Annotated in this window: 17 protein-coding genes; 15 read left to right on the top strand and 2 right to left on the bottom strand. The window is 67.6% G+C overall.

Going from position 1 to position 18,486, the window contains the following annotated elements; genetic code table 11:
* Nucleotides 1-13 precede the first annotated feature (13 nt).
* The 4 genes from odhB to QFZ47_RS27940 are packed head-to-tail and all read left to right on the top strand — an operon-like array spanning nt 14 to nt 4,488.
* A complete protein-coding gene (odhB, locus tag QFZ47_RS27955; RefSeq protein ID WP_307658722.1) occupies nt 14-1,270 on the top strand; it encodes a 2-oxoglutarate dehydrogenase complex dihydrolipoyllysine-residue succinyltransferase in 1,257 nt (418 codons plus the stop codon).
* A gap of 14 nt (nt 1,271-1,284) precedes the next feature.
* Nucleotides 1,285-2,715, top strand: a complete 1,431-nt coding sequence (lpdA, locus tag QFZ47_RS27950) for a dihydrolipoyl dehydrogenase (RefSeq protein ID WP_307658721.1) — start codon at nt 1,285-1,287, stop codon at nt 2,713-2,715.
* A 4-nt stretch (nt 2,716-2,719) separates the two neighbouring features.
* Nucleotides 2,720-3,820 carry a cell division protein ZapE gene (gene zapE, locus QFZ47_RS27945; protein WP_307658720.1) on the top strand — a complete coding sequence of 367 codons (1,101 nt, stop codon included), beginning with the start codon at nt 2,720-2,722 and terminating at the stop codon, nt 3,818-3,820.
* Nucleotides 3,817-4,488 (top strand): hypothetical protein, encoded by a 672-nt coding sequence (locus QFZ47_RS27940; RefSeq protein ID WP_307658719.1) that lies wholly within the window; start codon nt 3,817-3,819, stop codon nt 4,486-4,488. The genes zapE and QFZ47_RS27940 overlap by 4 nt, the downstream gene beginning before the upstream one ends.
* Nucleotides 4,489-4,518: 30 nt before the next feature.
* On the opposite strand, the gene QFZ47_RS27935 is transcribed toward QFZ47_RS27940, so the two are convergent.
* Nucleotides 4,519-5,286 (bottom strand): PP2C family protein-serine/threonine phosphatase, encoded by a 768-nt coding sequence (locus tag QFZ47_RS27935; protein ID WP_307658718.1) that lies wholly within the window; start codon nt 5,284-5,286, stop codon nt 4,519-4,521.
* 108 nt (nt 5,287-5,394) lie between these two features.
* Between QFZ47_RS27935 and QFZ47_RS27930 the strand changes: the two genes are divergently transcribed.
* On the top strand, nt 5,395-5,598 hold the full coding sequence (locus QFZ47_RS27930; protein ID WP_307658717.1) for a DUF465 domain-containing protein: 204 nt from the start codon (nt 5,395-5,397) through the stop codon (nt 5,596-5,598).
* Nucleotides 5,595-7,652, top strand: a complete 2,058-nt coding sequence (gene yoaA / locus QFZ47_RS27925; protein WP_307658716.1) for a DNA repair helicase YoaA — start codon at nt 5,595-5,597, stop codon at nt 7,650-7,652. Before QFZ47_RS27930 ends, yoaA begins: the two co-directional genes overlap by 4 nt.
* Nucleotides 7,653-7,688: 36 nt before the next feature.
* Here yoaA and QFZ47_RS27920 read toward each other — a convergent pair whose 3' ends face one another.
* Nucleotides 7,689-8,495, bottom strand: a complete 807-nt coding sequence (locus QFZ47_RS27920) for an outer membrane protein assembly factor BamD (protein ID WP_047785080.1) — start codon at nt 8,493-8,495, stop codon at nt 7,689-7,691.
* 56 nt (nt 8,496-8,551) lie between these two features.
* Between QFZ47_RS27920 and QFZ47_RS27915 the strand changes: the two genes are divergently transcribed.
* The 9 genes from QFZ47_RS27915 to hisS all read left to right on the top strand — a co-directional run bounded on the left by QFZ47_RS27915 (nt 8,552) and on the right by hisS (nt 18,481).
* A complete protein-coding gene (locus QFZ47_RS27915) occupies nt 8,552-9,535 on the top strand; it encodes an RluA family pseudouridine synthase (RefSeq protein WP_307659034.1) in 984 nt (327 codons plus the stop codon).
* A gap of 128 nt (nt 9,536-9,663) precedes the next feature.
* The gene (scpB, locus tag QFZ47_RS27910; RefSeq protein WP_307658715.1) at nt 9,664-10,509 is read left to right on the top strand and encodes an SMC-Scp complex subunit ScpB; all 846 of its coding nucleotides are present in this window, start codon (nt 9,664-9,666) and stop codon (nt 10,507-10,509) included.
* Entirely contained in the window at nt 10,506-12,317 is a 1,812-nt protein-coding gene (locus tag QFZ47_RS27905; RefSeq protein WP_307658714.1) for a pseudouridine synthase, read from the top strand. Before scpB ends, QFZ47_RS27905 begins: the two co-directional genes overlap by 4 nt.
* A gap of 151 nt (nt 12,318-12,468) precedes the next feature.
* Nucleotides 12,469-12,894: a nucleoside-diphosphate kinase gene (gene ndk, locus QFZ47_RS27900; RefSeq protein WP_307658713.1), complete on the top strand. Its 426-nt coding sequence runs from the start codon at nt 12,469-12,471 to the stop codon at nt 12,892-12,894.
* 21 nt (nt 12,895-12,915) lie between these two features.
* Nucleotides 12,916-14,064 carry a dual-specificity RNA methyltransferase RlmN gene (gene rlmN / locus QFZ47_RS27895; RefSeq protein ID WP_307658712.1) on the top strand — a complete coding sequence of 383 codons (1,149 nt, stop codon included), beginning with the start codon at nt 12,916-12,918 and terminating at the stop codon, nt 14,062-14,064.
* A gap of 4 nt (nt 14,065-14,068) precedes the next feature.
* Complete coding sequence (gene pilW, locus QFZ47_RS27890; RefSeq protein WP_307658711.1) at nt 14,069-14,923, top strand: type IV pilus biogenesis/stability protein PilW; 855 nt, start codon at nt 14,069-14,071, stop codon at nt 14,921-14,923.
* Nucleotides 14,916-15,881, top strand: a complete 966-nt coding sequence (locus QFZ47_RS27885) for a helix-turn-helix domain-containing protein (protein ID WP_307658710.1) — start codon at nt 14,916-14,918, stop codon at nt 15,879-15,881. The genes pilW and QFZ47_RS27885 overlap by 8 nt, the downstream gene beginning before the upstream one ends.
* Nucleotides 15,878-17,155 (top strand): flavodoxin-dependent (E)-4-hydroxy-3-methylbut-2-enyl-diphosphate synthase, encoded by a 1,278-nt coding sequence (gene ispG, locus QFZ47_RS27880; protein ID WP_307658709.1) that lies wholly within the window; start codon nt 15,878-15,880, stop codon nt 17,153-17,155. The genes QFZ47_RS27885 and ispG overlap by 4 nt, the downstream gene beginning before the upstream one ends.
* A gap of 15 nt (nt 17,156-17,170) precedes the next feature.
* Complete coding sequence (gene hisS / locus QFZ47_RS27875; RefSeq protein ID WP_307658708.1) at nt 17,171-18,481, top strand: histidine--tRNA ligase; 1,311 nt, start codon at nt 17,171-17,173, stop codon at nt 18,479-18,481.
* Nucleotides 18,482-18,486 lie beyond the last annotated feature (5 nt).

Below are 18,486 nucleotides of genomic sequence, written 5' to 3'. Positions count from 1 at the left end.
GAGCCCACTCCAAATGTCTATCGTAGAAGTCAAAGTCCCCCAGCTTTCCGAATCCGTGGCCGAAGCCACCATGCTCACCTGGAAGAAGAAGGCCGGCGAAGCCGTCGCCGTCGATGAAATCCTGATCGAGATCGAGACCGACAAGGTCGTGCTGGAAGTGCCCGCACCCTCGGCTGGCGTGCTGGCTGAAATCGTGCAGCCCGATGGCGCCACCGTGGTGGCCGACCAGCTGATCGCGAAGATCGACACCGAAGGCAAGGCAAGTGCTGCAGCGCCTGCCGCAGCACCCGCCGCCGCCCCGGCCGCGGCAGCTGCGCCCGCAGCGGCTGCCGCCGCCACCGGCGGTTCGAAGTCGGACGTCGCCATGCCCGCTGCCGCCAAGCTGCTGGCCGACAACAACCTGAAGACCAGCGACGTCGCCGGCACCGGCAAGGACGGCCGCGTCACCAAGGGCGACGTGCTCGGCGCCGTGGCTTCGGGCGCCAAGCCCGCGGCCACCATCGCCGCACCCGCTGCCAAGCCCGCGCTGGCGCAGGTCGCCGCGCCCACCAGCGCACCCGACCTGGGCGAACGCCCCGAGCAGCGTGTGCCGATGAGCCGCCTGCGCGCCCGCATCGCCGAGCGCCTGATCCAGTCGCAGTCGACCAATGCCATCCTCACCACCTTCAATGAAGTGAACATGGCGCCCGTCATGGAACTGCGCAAGCGCTTCCAGGACAACTTCACCAAGGAACACGGCGTGAAGCTCGGCTTCATGAGCTTCTTCGTGAAAGCCGCGGTGCATGCGCTCAAGAAATACCCGGTGATCAACGCCTCGGTCGACGGCAACGACATCCTGTACCACGGCTACTTCGACATCGGCATTGCCGTCGGCTCGCCGCGCGGCCTGGTGGTGCCGATCCTGCGCAACGCCGACCAGATGAGCTTTGCCGACATCGAGAAGAAGATCGCCGAATACGGCAAGAAGGCGCAGGACGGCAAGCTCGGCATCGAAGAGATGACCGGCGGCACCTTCTCCATCTCGAACGGCGGCACCTTCGGTTCGATGCTCTCGACCCCGATCATCAACCCGCCCCAGTCGGCCATCCTCGGCGTGCACGCCACCAAGGACCGCGCCGTGGTCGAGAACGGCCAGATCGTGATCCGCCCGATGAACTACCTTGCCATGAGCTACGACCACCGCATCATCGACGGCCGCGAAGCCGTGCTGGGCCTGGTCGCCATGAAGGAAGCGCTGGAAGATCCGTCGCGCCTGCTGTTCGACATCTGAGGGGGAAGCATCAGATGGCAAACAAGCAATTCGACGTCGTCGTCATCGGCGGCGGCCCCGGCGGCTACATCGCCGCGATCCGCGCAGCACAACTCGGCTTCAACGTCGCCTGTATCGACGAGTGGAAGAACGGCAAGGGCGGCCCGGCACCGGGCGGCACCTGCACCAACGTCGGCTGCATTCCGTCGAAGGCGCTGCTGCAATCGTCGGAGCACTTCGACCAGGCCGGCCACCACTTTGCCGACCACGGCATCAAGGTCGAAGGCCTCGGCCTCGACCTCGACAAGATGCTGGCCCGCAAGGACCAGGTCGTGAAGCAGAACAACGACGGCATCCTGTACCTGTTCAAGAAGAACAAGATCACCTTCTTCCATGGCCGCGGCTCGTTCGTGAAGGCGGGCGAAGCCGGCTACGAGATCAAGGTGGCGGGCGCCGCCGAAGAGTCGATCAGCGGCAAGCACATCATCCTGGCCACGGGCTCCAACGCCCGCGCGCTGCCGGGTGCGCCGTTTGACGAGGAGAACATCCTCTCGAACGACGGCGCGCTGCGCATCGGTGCGGTGCCCAAGAAGCTGGGCCTGATCGGCTCGGGCGTCATCGGCCTTGAAATGGGCTCGGTGTGGCGCCGCCTCGGCGCGGAAGTCACGGTGCTCGAAGCGCTGCCGACCTTCCTCGGCGCGGTCGACGAGCAGATCGCCAAGGAAGCCAAGAAGGCCTTCGACAAGCAGAAGCTCAAGATCGAACTCGGCGTCAAGGTCGGCGAGATCAAGTCGTCCAAGAAGGGCGTGAGCGTGGCCTGGACCAACGCCAAGGGCGAGGCCCAGACGCTCGAAGTCGACAAGCTGATCGTCTCGATCGGCCGCGTGCCCAACACCATCGGCCTGAATGCCGAAGCCGTGGGCCTGAAGCTCGACGAGCGCGGCGCCATCGCCGTGGACGACGACTGCAAGACCAGCCTGCCCAACGTGTGGGCCATCGGTGACGTGGTGCGCGGCCCGATGCTCGCGCACAAGGCCGAGGAAGAGGGCGTTGCCGTGGCGGAGCGCATTGCGGGCCAGCACGGCCACGTCAACTTCAACACCGTGCCGTGGGTGATCTACACCAACCCCGAGATCGCGTGGGTCGGCCAGACCGAACAGCAGCTCAAGGCCGCGGGCCGCGCCTACAAGGCCGGCACCTTCCCGTTCCTCGCGAACGGCCGCGCGCGCGCGCTGGGCGACACGACCGGCATGGTCAAGTTCCTGGCCGACGCTGCCACCGACGAGATCCTGGGCGTGCACATCGTGGGCCCGCAGGCCAGCGAGCTGATCTCCGAAGCCGTGGTGGCGATGGAGTTCAAGGCCAGCGCCGAAGACATCGCGCGCATCTGCCATGCGCATCCGTCGCTGTCGGAAGCCACGAAGGAAGCGGCACTTGCCGTGGACAAGCGCACGCTGAACTTCTGATCCTTTGACCAGCGTCAAACAGGCCTATGAGGCGGAACTCGCCGTGCGCGGGTTCCAGAGCGATCCCGCGCAGCTGCGCGCCGTGGAAGCGCTGGATCGCTGCGCGCGCGAGTGGGGCGACTACAAGGCCCAGCGCTCCAACGCGCTGAAGAAGTTCATCAACCGGCCCGAGCTGCCGCGCGGCGTCTACATGTACGGTGGCGTCGGGCGGGGCAAGAGCTTCCTGATGGACCTGTTCTTCAACGCGGTGCCGCTGCGGCGCAAGACGCGGCTGCACTTCCACGAGTTCATGCGCGAAGTGCACCGCGAACTGCGCGAGCTGCAGGGCACGGTCAACCCGCTCGACGAACTGGGGCTGCGCATCTCCAGGCGCTACAAGCTGATCTGCTTCGACGAGTTCCACGTGGCGGACATCACCGACGCGATGATTCTTCACCGCCTGCTGGTGGCGCTGTTCGAGAACGGCGTCGGCTTTGTCACCACCTCCAATTTCAAGCCCGACGATCTGTACCCCGGCGGGCTGCACCGCGACCGCATCCTGCCCGCGATCGCGCTGCTCAACCAGAAGCTCGAGGTGCTGAGCGTGGACAACGGCACCGACTACCGGCGCCGCACGCTCGAGCAACTGCGCATGTACCTGACGCCCAACGATGCGTCGGCCGAAAAGGAGATGCGCAAGGCTTTCGACAGACTGGCCGAGACGGCCGACGAAAACCCGGTCCTGCACATCGAGCAGCGCGAGATCCGCGCCAGGCGCAAGGCCGGCGGCGTGGTGTGGTTCGACTTCAAGACGCTCTGCGGCGGACCGCGCTCGCAGAACGACTATCTCGAGATCGCGAGCCAGTTCCACACGGTGCTGCTGTCCGACGTGCCGCACATGCCGGTGCGCATGGCGTCTGAAGCACGCCGTTTCACCTGGCTGGTCGACGTCTTGTACGACCGGCGCGTCAAGCTCATCATGTCGGCCGAGGTACCGCCGGAGGCGTTGTACACCGAGGGGCCGCTGGCGCATGAATTCCCGCGAACGGTTTCCAGGCTCACCGAAATGCAATCGAGCGAGTTCCTCTCCCTGGAACGCCGCATCGTGGACACTCGACTGACATGAAAAATATCGTTCTCGCCGTGCTGATGACCTTGGGCAGCCTGCCGCTGTGGGCGCAGTCCAACGCGGCCGCAGGCAATGCAAATTTCGAAGCGGAGCGCAGCAGGCTGGCCGCCGAGCGCGCTGCCATCGAGGCGCGCTTCGACAAGGAGCGCGCCGCCTGCTATCAGAAGTTCGCCGTGGAAGACTGCCTGCGCGACAGCCGCCAGCGCCGGCGCGCCGAAACCGATCACATCAAGCGCCAGGAATCGGCCATCAACGACATCGAGCGCCAGCGCCGCGGTGCGGCCGAACTCGAGAAGCTCGACCAGAAGGCCGCCACGCGGCGCCCGCAGGACACGCCCGAGAAGCAGGACGAGGCTCGCAAGGCGCAGCAGGACCGCGAGCAGCGCGCGGCAGATCATGCGCAGAGCCGCGCGGCCACGGCGGCCGAGGCGCAGGAGCGCCAGCGCGAGTTGGAGGCCAAGCAGAAGGCCCACGCCGACGAGCAGGCCAAGGCCGCCCAGCGGCGCGCCGAGGCGCCCGCGGCGGCAGAACGCTTCGAAAGCAAGCAGCAAAAGGCGGCCGAGCACCGGGCCAGCCGCGAACGGCAGAACGCCGAGCGCACCAAGCCGCGCGGCGCACCCTTGCCCGCGCCGCCGGCCTCACCGGCTTCGGCGCCCAGCCGCTGAGCCTTGCCGCCGGAAGCCGATCGGCGGCGCTCAGTCTTGGGGAAGCTCCTCGAGCTTCAGCACGGCAATCGAGATGTTGTCGCCCGTGCCGCGCGCGCGGCGGCGCGCTTCTCCCACCAGGATTTCCACCGCTTCGCGCGGCGGCTCCGCGTACAGGACGCTGGCCAGCTCCTCGGGGCTGAAGTAGTGCCAGAGCCCGTCGCTGCAGGCCATCAGCAGGTCGCCTGGCTGCATCGCGGGGATGTAGTGCGGCTCGATGGGCGGGGGCGTCGTGGTCATGCCCAGGCATCCGAGGAGGATATTGCCCTTGGGGTGGACGTTGGCCTCGGCCTCGGTGATTTCGCCGCGGTCGACGAGCACCTGGACGTACGAATGGTCGCGTGTGCGCGTGACGAGCTCGCCATCCTGGAAGTGGTAGATGCGGGAGTCGCCCGCGTGGATCCACGCACAGTCGCCCCTGGGGTTCATCAGAAAGGCCGCCAGCGTGCTGTGCGGCTCCTGCTCGCTCGACAGGGCCGTGAGCTTGATGACCGTGTGCGCGTCTTCCAGCAACTGCCGCAGCACGGCCGGCGAACTGTCGCGGTCGGGGTGGTAGCGCGTGAACAGCTGGCGCGCCGTCATCAGCACCTGGTCGGAGGCCTTGCGCCCGCCGCTGCGCCCGCCCATGCCGTCGGCAATGATGCCGAGCATGCAGCCGGGCACGCGCGGATGGCTCATCATCAGAACCTGGTCCTGCTGATAGGGGCGGTCTCCCTTGTGGAGACCGGTGGCGGCGGCAAGCCGAAAGCCTTGTGTCATGAGCGCAAATGCGCCAATGGCGCGCTTTCTGTCTTCTCGTGGATTCGTACCAGGACGTATTATCGAGTGAACACGAGCTGCGGGCGGAATACGTTCGCAGCGCCAACGTTGGACTCCAATCTTCACTCCCTTTCCCGCCAATTGATCGAGCTGCGCATCGAACACGCCGACCTCGACGCCACCATCGACCGCCTGGCCGACGCCTTGCCGCAGGACGAGCTGCTGCTGCGGCGCCTGAAGAAGCGCCGCCTTGCGCTGCGCGACCAGATCGCGCGGCTCGAGAACGTGCTCGATCCGAGAGAACCCGCGTGAGCGAAACACTCGAGGACAAGGTGCGCGACGCCTTCGCGCAGGGCGGCGTCCTGTCGCGTGCAGCCGAACAGTTCCGCGAGCGTTCGGGGCAGACCGAGATGGCGCTGGCCGTCGCCCGCACCATCGAGGACGGCGGCGTGCTGGTGGTCGAGGCCGGCACCGGCGTGGGCAAGACTTTCTCGTACCTCGTGCCGGCGCTGCTGAGCGGCGAGCGCGTGCTGCTGTCGACCGCCACCAAGACCCTGCAGGACCAATTGTTCGGTCGCGACCTGCCGCGCCTGGTCGAGGCGCTCGAACTGCCGGTGCGAACGGCATTGCTCAAGGGCCGCGCGAGCTACCTGTGCCTGCACCGACTCGACTTGGCGCGCCACGATGCGTCGCTGCCCGAGCGCGGCAGCCTGCGAACGCTCGCCAAGATCGAGCAATGGTCCAAGGCCACGCGAACCGGCGACCTGGCCGAGCTGCCCGGGCTGGACGAGCGCTCGCCGCTCATTCCCCTCATCACCTCCACGCGCGAGAACTGCCTGGGCGCGCAGTGCCCGCAGTTCAAGCCCTGCCACGTCAACCTGGCGCGGCGCGAAGCGCTGGCGGCCGACGTGGTGGTCATCAACCATCACCTGTTCTTCGCCGACCTTGCGGTGCGCGAGACCGGCATGGCGGAATTGCTGCCTACCGTGAGCGTGGTCGTGTTCGACGAGGCCCACCAGCTCAATGAAACCGGCGTGCAGTTCCTGGGCGCGCAGCTCGGCAGCGGACAGGCCCTCGACTTCGCGCGCGACCTGCTGGGTGCGGGCCTGCAGCATGCGCGCGGATTGGTCGACTGGCAGCAACTGGTGGCAGCCGTCGAACGCGCCGCGCGCGAGTTGCGCCTTGCGGTCGGCAAGCAGTGGCCCGGCACCAAGCTGCGCTGGGTGGGGCCATCGCCGGAAGGCCTCGACGCGCAGGTCTGGCAGGACGCGCTCGAGGCCCTGCAGCAGGCCTTCGAAATGGCCGCCGAAGGGCTCGACACCGTGAGCGAGATATCGCCCGATTTCGTGCGCCTGTACGAACGGGCGCAGCAGCTCGCCAAGCGCGCGGCACGCTTCGCGCTGCCCTGCGAAACCGATTCGGTGCGCTGGGTCGACGTGGGCACGCAATTGCGCCTGGTCGAATCGCCGCTCGACATTGCCGAGGCCATGCGCACGCGCGTGCTCAAGATCGGCAGCGGTGCGGCGCGCGAAGAGGGCGACGAGGAAGAGGGCCGCGCGGCGCCGGAAGACAACGGACGCGCCTGGGTTTTCACCTCCGCCACGCTGGGCGACGAACCCACGCTGCGCTGGTTCACCGAACCATGCGGACTCGGCGACGCGGAGGTGCTCCGGGTGCAGAGCCCCTTCGACTACGCCGCGCAGGCCGGGCTCTATGTGCCGCGTGCCTTTCCGAAGCCCAACGACGCCGCCCACAGCACGCGGGTGGCGCAGCTGGCTGCGCGGGGCGCTGCCGAACTCGGCGGCCGAACCCTGGTGCTGACGACCACGCTGCGCGCGTTGCGTGCGATCGGCGACGAGATGAAGCAGCAGTTCGAACGGCTCGAGGCGGATGTGCGGCCCGAGGTGCTGGTGCAGGGCGAACTGCCCAAGCGCGTGCTCATGGACCGCTTTCGCGAAGGCGCGGATGCCGGGCGCGCCGGCTGCGTGCTGGTGGCATCCGCATCGTTCTGGGAGGGCTTCGATGCACCCGGGGACGCGTTGCAGCTGGTGGTGATCGACAAGTTGCCATTCCCTCCGCCCAACGATCCGCTGGTCGAGGCGCGCTCGCAGCGCCTCGAAGCCCAGGGGCGCAGTTCGTTCAGCGACTATTCGCTGCCCGAGGCGGCCGTGGCGCTGAAGCAGGGAGCGGGGCGGCTGATTCGCCGCGAGACCGACAGCGGCGTGCTTGCCATTTGCGACACCCGCCTGGTCGCCATGGGCTATGGCCGGCGGCTGCTGGCAGCGCTGCCGCCGATGCGGCGGCTGGAGAGCGAAGCGGACTTCGAGGCGGCGATCGGCGAGCTCAGGAATTCGCTCTCGGCTTGAAGAAAAAGCCCCGAAGGGCTTTGTTCTTTCAGCGGATTACCAGACCTTCCACCACGGATCATCCTTGCCCTTGAAGCCGCGCGCTAGGTACTCGCTCTGCGGGTAGTTGGTGGTCAGCACGCGCTGGGCGTCGTCGCGCAGATCCTTCATGCCGAGCGCATCGTAGGAGCGGACGATGATGTACAGGGCCTCTTCGAGCGCAGGCACTTCGCGATAGTCGGACAGTGCAAGCTGCGCCCGGTTGATGGCCGCGAGGTAGGCGCCGCGCGAGTAGTAGTAGCGCGCCACGTGCACCTCGTACTGCGCTAGCGAGTTCACGATGTAGTTCATGCGCTGGCGCGCGTCGGGCGTGTAGCGCGACTCGGGGAAGCGCGTTGCCAGTTCCTTGAACGATTCGAACGATTCCTTGGCGGCCTTCTGGTCGCGCTCGGACAGGTCCTGGCGCGTCAGGAACGCGAACATGCCGAGGTCGTCGTTGAAGTTGATCACGCCCTTGAGGTAGAGCGCGTAGTCGATCGCCGGGCTGGCCGGATGCAGCTTCAGGAAGCGGTCGATCGTGGCGATGGCGTTGGCCTTTTCGCCGGACTTGTACTGGGCGTAGGCTTTCTCGAGCTGGGCTTGCTGCGCGAGCGGCGTGCCGGCGGCGCGGCCTTCGAGCTTCTCGTACAGCGGCACGGCCTTGTCGTAGGCGCCGGAACCCGCTTCGTCCTTGGCTTCGGCGTAGATGCGGTTGGGGCTCCAGTTGGCGGTCTTGTCGACGGAGGTGGAGGAGCAGCCGGCTGCAAGCAGCGCTGCCGCGCTGAGCGCGATCCAGGAGGGGACCGATAATTTGGCGCGAAACATCACATACGGCTTTCGTGAAACAGTTGCCCTCAATTATATCGACCGACCCCCTGGACATGGTTCCCGACCCCGCCGAGGCCGACGAGGGCGCCGACCCGGTCGAATCCAGCGAACTACGGCCCTTCACGGTGGGCCAGGCCGAGCACGGCCAGCGGCTGGACCGCGCGCTGGCCGCCCTGGTGCCGGAATTTTCTCGCAACTATCTGCAACAGCTGATCGAAGCCGGCGCCGTGGAATTGCAAGGGCGCACGCTCCTGAAGGCTTCCGCCACCGTGCGTGCCGGCCAGGCCGGGCGCATCGAACTGAGGCCCACGCCCCAGAGCCAGGCCTTCCGGCCCGAGGCCATGGACATCGTCACAGTGCACGAGGACGAGCACCTGCGCATCATCGACAAGCCGGCCGGCCTGGTGGTGCATCCGGCGCCCGGCCATTGGAGCGGCACGCTGCTGAACGGCCTGCTCGCGCTCGATCCCAAGGCCGCGCTGCTGCCGCGCGCGGGCATCGTGCACCGGCTCGACCGCGACACCAGCGGGCTGATGGTCGTGGCGCGCACGCGAGCCGCGATGGATGCCATGGTGGCGCTGATCGCGGCGCGCGAGGTGAAGCGGCAGTACCTCGCGCTGGGGCACAAGGCCTGGGCCGGCGCGGCAGCCCGGCAGGTCGACGCGCCCATCGGCCGCGATCCGCGCAACCGTTTGCGCATGGCCGTGGTCGATCTCGAACGCCACGCGGGCAAGACCGCGCGCACGTTCATCGAGCGGCTGGACAGCAATGCGCAGGCCTGTGCCGTGCGGTGCACGCTCGAAACGGGCCGAACCCACCAGATTCGCGTGCACATGGCGTCCATCGGGCATCCGCTGATCGGCGACGCGCTCTACGGTGGGGCTCCGGCCGCGGGTCTGGCACGGCAGGCGCTGCATGCCTTCAGGCTTGCATTCGTGCATCCTGTCACGCAAGCGGCGCTGGAATTGCGTTCCCTTCCGCCGCCCGATCTGGTTCAGGCGTTCCAGGCCCTGGGGCTGGATTACAATCGCGCCTGACGGCCCGAGGGCCGCGCCGGCCACCCCCAATGCCGGCCTTGCGTTGCACTCGCCGCGTGCCGGCAGCGCCTTCTTTCATCCTTCTGAACAAGCGTCCACCAGACGCCTTTTCCCGGATCACGCAAACCATGAATACGGCGGATGCCAAGCGCATTCTCGAAACCGCCTTGATCTGTTCGAGCCAGCCGCTGCCGGTGCGCGACATGCGCGTGCTGTTCGACGACGAGCTGGGCGTGGACACCATCAAGGTGCTGTTGCTCGAACTGCAGGAAGACTGGGCGCAGCGCGGCCTGGAGCTGGTGAGCGTCGGCAGCGGCTGGCGCTTCCAGAGCCGGCCCGAGATGCGCGACCACCTCGATCGCCTGCATCCCGAGAAGCCACCGCGCTACACCCGCGCTGCGCTCGAAACGCTGGCCATCATTGCCTACCGCCAGCCGGTCACGCGCGGCGACATGGAAGACATCCGCGGCGTCACCATCAACTCCCTCATCCTCAAGCAGCTCGAGGATCGCGGCTGGGTCGAGGTGATCGGCCACCGCGAAACCGTCGGCCGCCCGGGGCTGTACGCCACCACGCGGCAGTTCCTCGACGACCTCGGCCTCGCATCGCTCGACCAGCTGCCGCTGATCGAAACGCCGGCCCAGCAGGCGGCGCTGGTCGACGCGCTCGACCAGGCGTCGGGCAACCAGCCCGGGCTGCCCATGGACATTCCGAGCGACTCCGACGCCGATGCCTCGGCCATGTCCGACGCCGAAGCAGACGCAGAACCTGCCCTGGCCGCGGCCGAGGTCCCCGAAGCCGTCGAGGCCGCCGAGGCCGCCGCTGCGCAATTCGCCGAGGACGCGGTCTCTCCCGAAGAGCCCGCGGACATCCCGGCCTCCACGGAAGCCGAGCCTCCCGTCGAGCTCGAAACCGAAGCACCGTCGCCCGACGAGTCCGATCCCCACGCTGTTCCTCCCGGAAAAACCCCATGAGCCCCTCCGACAACGACGACGCGGCCATCGTGCCGGTCCCGCCAGAATCCAAGAAGAAAAAGGCGAAAGCGGCACTGTCCGGCCAGTCTTCGGACGCCGAAGCGGGCGCGCCCGCGGCAGCAGCCGGCGAGGGCGAGGCTCCAAAGAAGCCGCGCGCTCCACGCAAGAAAAAAGTCGTGGAACCGGTGGCCGGGGATGGCGAATCGAGGGTGCCTGCCGTGGACGAAGCCTCTGAACCTGTGGCTCAGGCGGCAGATGCGGCCCCTGCCGCCGCCCCCCTGCCGGCCGCGCCCGGCGAGCCCGCTGCGCCCGTCGAACACCGGGAGCGCCGCGTGCAAGAGGATGCCCGCGCCTCCAGCGACGACGAAGAAGAGGAAGAGGAAGAAGAACCCGACGAGGAAGAGGACGACCTCGACCGCGCGCGCCGCGCCGCCGAGCGCGAGCAGCGCAATGCACTGCCGCCCGAGCCCATCCGCTTCGCAGACGTCATCTCGGGCCAGTTCGACGCCGACGAAGAGAGCCCCGAAGTCCCGCCGCTCAAGCGCGTGCTGCTGCCCGAGGCTGACTCGCCCAAGCTGCACAAGGTGCTGGCGCAGGCGGGCCTGGGCTCGCGGCTCGAGATGGAAGCGCTCATTCTCCAGGGCCGCATCTCGGTGAACAACGAGCCGGCCCACATCGGCCAGCGCATCCAGTACGGCGACCAGGTCAAGATCAACGGCAAGCCAATCCGCTACCGCATTGCGCCGCCTCCGCCGCGCGTCATCGCCTACCACAAGCCGGTGGGCGAGGTCGTGACGCACGACGATCCGCAGAACCGTCCCACGGTGTTCCGCAAGCTGCCGCGCCTGCAGCAGGGCAAGTGGCAATCGGTCGGCCGGCTCGACCTGAACACCGAAGGCCTGCTGCTGTTCAGCAGCTCCGGCGATCTTGCCAACCAGTTGATGCACCCGCGCTTCGGCCTGGAGCGCGAGTACGCCGTGCGCGTGCTGGGCGCGCTCAATGCCGAGGAAAAGAAGAAGCTGCTCGAAGGCGTTCGCCTCGACGATGGCATGGCCCAGTTCGGCACCATCGAGGAGGGCGGCGGCGAAGGCTCCAACCATTGGTACCGCGTCACCATCTCCGAAGGCCGCAACCGCGAAGTGCGGCGCCTGTTCGAATCGGTGGGGCATGCGGTCAGCCGGCTGATCCGCATCCGCTACGGCGCCATGGTGCTGCCGCGCGGCCTGAAGCGCGGCGCCTGGATGGAACTCGACGAGCGCGACATCAACGCGCTGTTCCAGGCCTCGGGCGGCGGTGCGCCGCGTCCGCAGCAGCAGCAACGCGGGCCGGGCCAGGAAGGCGCCGGCGGCGGGCGCAACGGACGCAACAAGAAGCGGCGCGGCAATCGCAACGCCGGCGGCGGACAACCGCAGCCGCGCGACATGCGCGATCCGCGCGATGACGGCCGCGAGGCGCCCATTCCGAATCCGCTGGGCGACGGCCGGCCGCCGCGTGGAGAACGCGGCGGGCGTGGTAGCAACCGAGGCGGTGGCGCTGGCGGCAATGCAGGCATGCCGCCGCAAGGCCGTCGCGGCAGCAACAACAGCAACAACAGCAACCGGGGCAACCGCCAGGGCGAGGAGCGTCCGCCGAGCGGCGCGAACCAGCCCGATCCGATGAAGACCTCGCTCGGCTACATCGGTGCCGACAGCTTTTCCCGCCAGCGCAAGGAGCAGCGGCAGGGACCGGGGCGCCGCGGTGGCGGTCCGGCCGGCGGCGGCTTTGGCGGGCAGGGCGGCCCCGGCGGAAATCGGCGCCGCGGGCGCTGAAAGCCAGTTCTCCAGCGCAGCCTTTCGCGGGGTTTTCACCAATCCCGGGGGCTGCGCCGGTTAAAATCAGAGGCTTTGTCGACCTACGATGCAACATATTCGTTGCAGTTGTGACAAAACACTTCAAAATCAAAGCTCAGGAAGCACCTCAATGGCCATCGAACGTACCCTTTCCATCATCAAGCCCGACGCCGTCGCCAAGAACGTCATCGGCAAGATCGTTTCCCGCTTCGAAGCTGCCGGCCTCAAGATCGTTGCCGCCAAGCTGGTGCATCTGTCGCGCAACGAAGCCGAGCAGTTCTACGCGGTTCACAAGGAACGCCCGTTCTTCAAGGACTTGGTCGAGTTCATGATTTCCGGCCCCGTCTTCGTGCAAGTGCTCGAAGGCGACGACGCCATCGCCAAGAACCGCGACCTGATGGGCGCCACGGACCCCAAGAAGGCGGCCCCGGGCACCATCCGCGCCGACTTCGCCGACAGCATCGACGCCAACGCCGTGCACGGCTCGGACGCCGCTGAAACCGCCGCGAACGAAGTGGCATTCTTCTTCGCCGGCCTCAACGTCTACGCGCGCTGAAGCCGGACGCCAGCTGATTTCATGACCACGGCCAATCTGCTCGAATTCGATCTCGAGGGGCTGGCTGCGTTCTGCGAAAAGCTCGGCGAGAAGCGATTCCGCGCCACGCAGCTGTTCCGCTGGATCCACCAGCGTGGCGCCAGCGACTTCGCCCAGATGACCGATCTGGCCAAGTCGCTGCGCGAAAAGCTCGCCACCACCGCGCGCGTCGAGGCCTTGCCGGTCCTGACGCAGCACGAATCCAGGGACGGCACGATCAAGTGGCTGTTCGACGTCGGCGACGGCAATGCCGTCGAAGCCGTATTCATTCCCGAGGACGACCGCGGCACGCTGTGCGTGTCGTCCCAGGCCGGCTGTGCGGTGGGTTGCCGCTTTTGCTCCACGGGGCATCAGGGCTTCAGCCGCAACCTGAGCACGGGCGAAATCGTCGCCCAGCTGTGGTTTGCCGAACACTTCCTGCGCAAGCACCTGAAGCGTGACGACCGCGTCATCTCCAACGTGGTGATGATGGGCATGGGCGAACCGCTGCAGAACTACACGGCGCTGGTGCCCGCGCTGCGCACCATGCTCGACGACAACGCCTACGGCCTGTCGCGCCGGCGCGTGACCGTGTCGACCTCCGGCGTCGTGCCGATGATCGACCGCCTGGGCGCCGACTGCCCGGTGGCCATGGCCGTGTCGCTGCATGCGCCCAACGATGCGCTGCGCGACGATCTCGTGCCGCTCAACCGCAAGTACCCGATTGCCGAGCTGCTCGAGGCCTGCAAGCGCTACCTGGTGCATGCGCCGCGCGACTTCATCACTTTCGAGTACTGCATGCTCGATGGCGTCAACGACCAGCCCGAGCATGCGAGGCAACTGGTGGAACTCGTTCGCACCCATGGTGTGTCGTGCAAGTTCAACCTGATTCCGTTCAATCCGTTTCCGGCTTCGGGCCTTCTGCGTTCGCCGCAGCCGCGGGTGCTGGCCTTTGCCAGGACGCTGAGCGAGGCCGGCCTCGTGACCACCGTGCGCAAGACGCGCGGCGACGACATCGATGCGGCCTGCGGACAGCTGGCCGGCGACGTCAAGGACCGTACCCGCGCGGCCGAACGCATGGCCCAGCGCCGTGGCTCGGAGCGCACCATTGTTTTGCATCCGGTTCGCAAGACCGCCCCCCAGGAGCATTGACCCAATGAGGATGGCCCTTCCGATGACGACCGCGAGCGCGCAGCGACGGGTGGCTGCAGGCTTTGCCGGCGTCGCCGTGGCGTTTCTGCTCGCGGGCTGCGTCAACACGCGAACCACCACCACCAGCCTGGCCGACACCAGCTCGGCCAAGGGCGCCGAGATGGTCACCGAATCCGACGAAAGCAGCCGGCAGCGCCGCGCGCGGCTGCGCATGGAGCTCGCCGCCGGCTACTTCGAGCACGGCCAGACCACCGTCGCGCTCGACGAGATCAAGCAGGCGCTGGTTGCCGACCCCAACTATGCGGACGCCTACAGCCTGCGAGGCCTGGTCTACATGCGGCTCGAGGATGCGGGCCTGGCGGAGGACAGCTTTCGCCGTGCCATTGCCATCAATCCGCGCGACCCCAACACCCGCCACAACTACGGCTGGCTCCTGTGCCAGCAGAACCGCTATGGCGATGCGGCCCAGCAGTTCACGGAGGCACTCGCGGTGCCGAGCTACACCGACCGTTCCAAGACGCTCATGACGCAGGGCGTCTGCCAGCTCAAGGCGGGCCAGCGTGCAGAGGCGGAGCGCAGTCTCACGCAGGCCTACGAGATCGACGCCGGAAATCCGGTGGTCGGATTCAACCTGGCCTCGCTGCTGGCACAGCGCGAAGAATGGTCGCGTGCGCAGTTCTACATCCGCCGCGTCAACAACAGCCCTTCGGCCAGTGCCGAAACGCTCTGGCTCGGCGTCAAGATCGAACGACGGCTCAACAACCGCGAAGCAGTGGCGCAGTTGGGAGGACAACTGCAACGGCGCTTCCCGCAGTCCCGGGAGGCAATAGCGTACGAGCGCGGGAATTTCAATGACTGAACGGGTTTCGGAGTTCGGCACCTCCGTGGTGCTGCCGCTAGAAGAAGGCGACATCACGCACAAGACAGCCGGCGACATGCTCCGCGAAGCGCGGGAGGCGCACGGCCTGCACATCGAAATGGTGGCCGCGGCCCTCAAGGTGCCGCCGCAGAAGCTCATTGCGCTCGAGGCGGACGACATCGCTTCGCTGCCCGATCCGGTCTTTGCCCGGGCCCTGGCCAGCAGTGTCTGCCGAGCCCTGCGCATCGATCCTGCGCCGGTGCTCGCGAAGCTGCCGGGTGCGCAGCGCGCGGCGCTGGCCGTGGCCGACCGCACGCTCAAGGGCAATATCGTTTCCGGAACGCCGCGCTGGAACGGCGGGCGCTCCAGTGCGCTTCCGTCGCGCGCGTTGCTGACGGTCGTGGTACTGCTGCTGGTCGGCGCGGCCGTGCTGTTCTGGCTGCCTCAATCGGTCTTCGACCAGGTCGGGGCCTCCGTGTCGCGCTGGACATCGCGTGGCGACAGCGACACCAGCGCACCGGCCGAGACGCCAGTAGCGGCGTCGGCTCCAGGCGGGTCGTCTGTCGTCGTCGAAAACGCGCCGGTGTCGCCGGTGGCACCCCCGATATCGGCTGCACCCGCGGCGCCGGGCGCGCCCGGCGCAGCCCTGCCGGCGGGCAGCGCGGCCGCTGTGGCGGCGGCTTCGCCTCCTGCTGCCGCTGCGGCACCTGCCAGCAGCCAGCAGCTGGTCTTCGTCGCGCGCGAGGAATGCTGGATCACGGTCACCGAAGCCGGCGGCAAGCAACTGCTGCGCCGCAGCGTGAAGGCCGGCGAAACGGTGGCATTGTCGGGAGCGCTGCCGTTGTCGGTGGTGGTGGGGCGTGCATCGGCGGTCGATGTGCAGGTGCGCGGAAAGCCTTACGATCTGAAGCCTGCCACGCGCGGCGGCGGCGTGGCGCGTTTCGAGGTGACATCGTGACCGACTGCACTCCGCAACCCATCGCTTCGGCGGCGCCCAAGGCGCGCCGTTCGCGCCAGGCCCAGGTGGTCTGGGGCCCGCGCACCGTGACGGTGGGCGGCGACGCACCCGTGCGGGTGCAGTCCATGACCAACACCGACACCGTCGACGCCGTCGGCACCGCCATCCAGGTGAAGGAGCTCGCCATTGCGGGTTCCGAGATGGTGCGCATCACCGTCAACACGCCGGAGGCGGCAGCCCAGGTGCCGTACATCCGCGAGCAGCTCGACCGCATGGGCATCGACGTGCCGCTGATCGGCGACTTCCACTACAACGGCCACCGCCTGCTCACCGACTATCCGGCCTGCGCCGAGGCGCTGAGCAAGTACCGCATCAATCCCGGCAACGTGGGCAAGGGCGACAAGCACGACCGCCAGTTCGGCCAGATGATCGATGCCGCGATGCGCTGGAACAAACCCGTTCGCATCGGCGTCAACTGGGGCAGCCTCGACCAGGAACTGCTCTCCGGCCTGATGGACATCAACAGCCAGCGCGCCGAGCCGTGGGATGCGAAGCAGGTGATGTACGAGGCGCTGATCACCTCCGCCATCGAATCCGCCAGGCTGGCCGAATCGATGGGCATGGCCGGCAACCAGGTCATCCTGTCGTGCAAGGTGAGCGGCGTGCAGGACCTGATCTCGGTCTACCGCGAGCTCGCGAAGCGCTGCGACTATCCGCTGCACCTGGGGCTCACCGAGGCCGGCATGGGCACCAAGGGCACGGTGGCGTCGGCCACGGCGCTTTCCATCCTGCTGCAGGAGGGCATCGGCGACACCATCCGCGTGTCGCTCACGCCGCAGCCGGGCGAGTCGCGCACGCAGGAAGTGCTGATCGCCAACGAGATCCTGCAGGCGCTGGGCCTGCGCGTGTTCGTGCCGAGCGTCACTGCCTGCCCGGGCTGTGGCCGCACCACCAGCACCACCTTCCAGGAACTCGCCAAGCAGATCGACGACTACCTGCGCATGCAGATGCCGGTCTGGCGCACCAAGTACCCGGGCGTCGAGACGATGAAGGTGGCCGTCATGGGCTGCATCGTCAACGGCCCCGGCGAGAGCAAGCACGCCGACATCGGCATCAGCCTGCCCGGCACCGGCGAGGCGCCCGCCGCCCCGGTCTTCATCGACGGCGAAAAGGCGCTCACGCTGCGCGGCGACAATATCGCCAACGAGTTTCACCAGCTCGTCGAAAACTACATTCAAAAGCGCTTCGGCGGCGAACACGCTGCCCTGGCCTGACACCTGCGCAGATCCATGGCTGAAAAACTGAATGCCGTCAAAGGCATGAACGACATATTGCCGCCCGAATCGGCGCGCTGGGAGTGGCTCGAGGCCACCGTGCGCGACCTGATGGGCCGCTTTGCATACCGCAATGTGCGCACGCCGATCCTCGAGCACACGGCGCTGTTCGTGCGCGGCATCGGCGAGGTGACCGACATCGTCGAGAAGGAGATGTACTCCTTCCAGGACCGCTCCGACAAATACGGCGACAACGACCACCTGACGCTGCGGCCCGAGAACACCGCCGGCCTGGTGCGCGCGGTGATCGAGCACAACATGCTGTACGACGGCGGCAAGCGCCTCTGGTACACGGGCCCGATGTTCCGGCGCGAAAAGCCGCAGCGCGGGCGCTTTCGCCAGTTCCACCAGATCGGCGCCGAGGCGCTCGGCTTTGCCGGGCCCGATGTCGATGCCGAGCTGATCCTCCTGGCCAATGCGCTCTGGAAGGCCATCGGCCTCACCGATGTTCGGCTGGAACTCAACAGCCTGGGCCAGCCCGCCGAGCGCGCGCTCCACCGCGCCGAGCTCATTGCCCACTTCGAAAAGTACGCCGACAGGCTCGACGAGGACGGCAAGCGCCGCCTGCACAGCAATCCGCTGCGCATCCTCGACACCAAGAACCCGGCCATGAAAGAGGTGGTCGAGTCAGCCCCTCGGCTGATCGACTTCCTGGGCGCCGAATCGCTGGCCCACTTCGATGGCCTCAAGGCCATCCTCGACGCCAACGGCGTGGCGTACACCATCAATCCGCGGCTGGTGCGCGGGCTCGACTACTACAACCTCAGCGTGTTCGAGTTCGTGACCGATCGCCTCGGCTCGCAGGGCACCGTATGCGCCGGCGGCCGCTACGACGACCTCATCGCACAGATCGGCGGCAAGCCGGCGCCGGCGGTGGGCTGGGCCATCGGCGTCGAGCGTGTGCTCGACCTCATGAAGGAGCAGGGCGCCGCCATCGCGGCGCCAGTGCCCGACGTCTACGCCGTGGTGCCCGATGCTGCGGCCATGCCCGTGGTGCTGCGTACGCTGCAGCAGCTGCGCGATGCCGGCGTGCGGGTGCAGATGCATGCCGCCACGGTCGACGGCCTCGGCAGCTTCAAGTCGCAGTTCAAGCGCGCCGACAACAGCGGCGCCACCTACGCCCTGATCTTCGGCGCCGATGAACTTGCACGCGGCGAAGTGACTCTCAAGTCGCTGCGCGACGGAAGCGGCGCGCAAACTGCCCGGCCGCTCGCCGAGGCGGCCACCTGGGCCGCCACCCTACAATCGCCGGCTCCCAACATCTGATACGC

The sequence above is a fragment of the Variovorax paradoxus genome, assembly GCF_030815975.1.
Classification (GTDB): domain Bacteria; phylum Pseudomonadota; class Gammaproteobacteria; order Burkholderiales; family Burkholderiaceae_C; genus Variovorax; species Variovorax paradoxus_N.
This window is presented reverse-complemented; position numbering and strand designations above follow the sequence as displayed.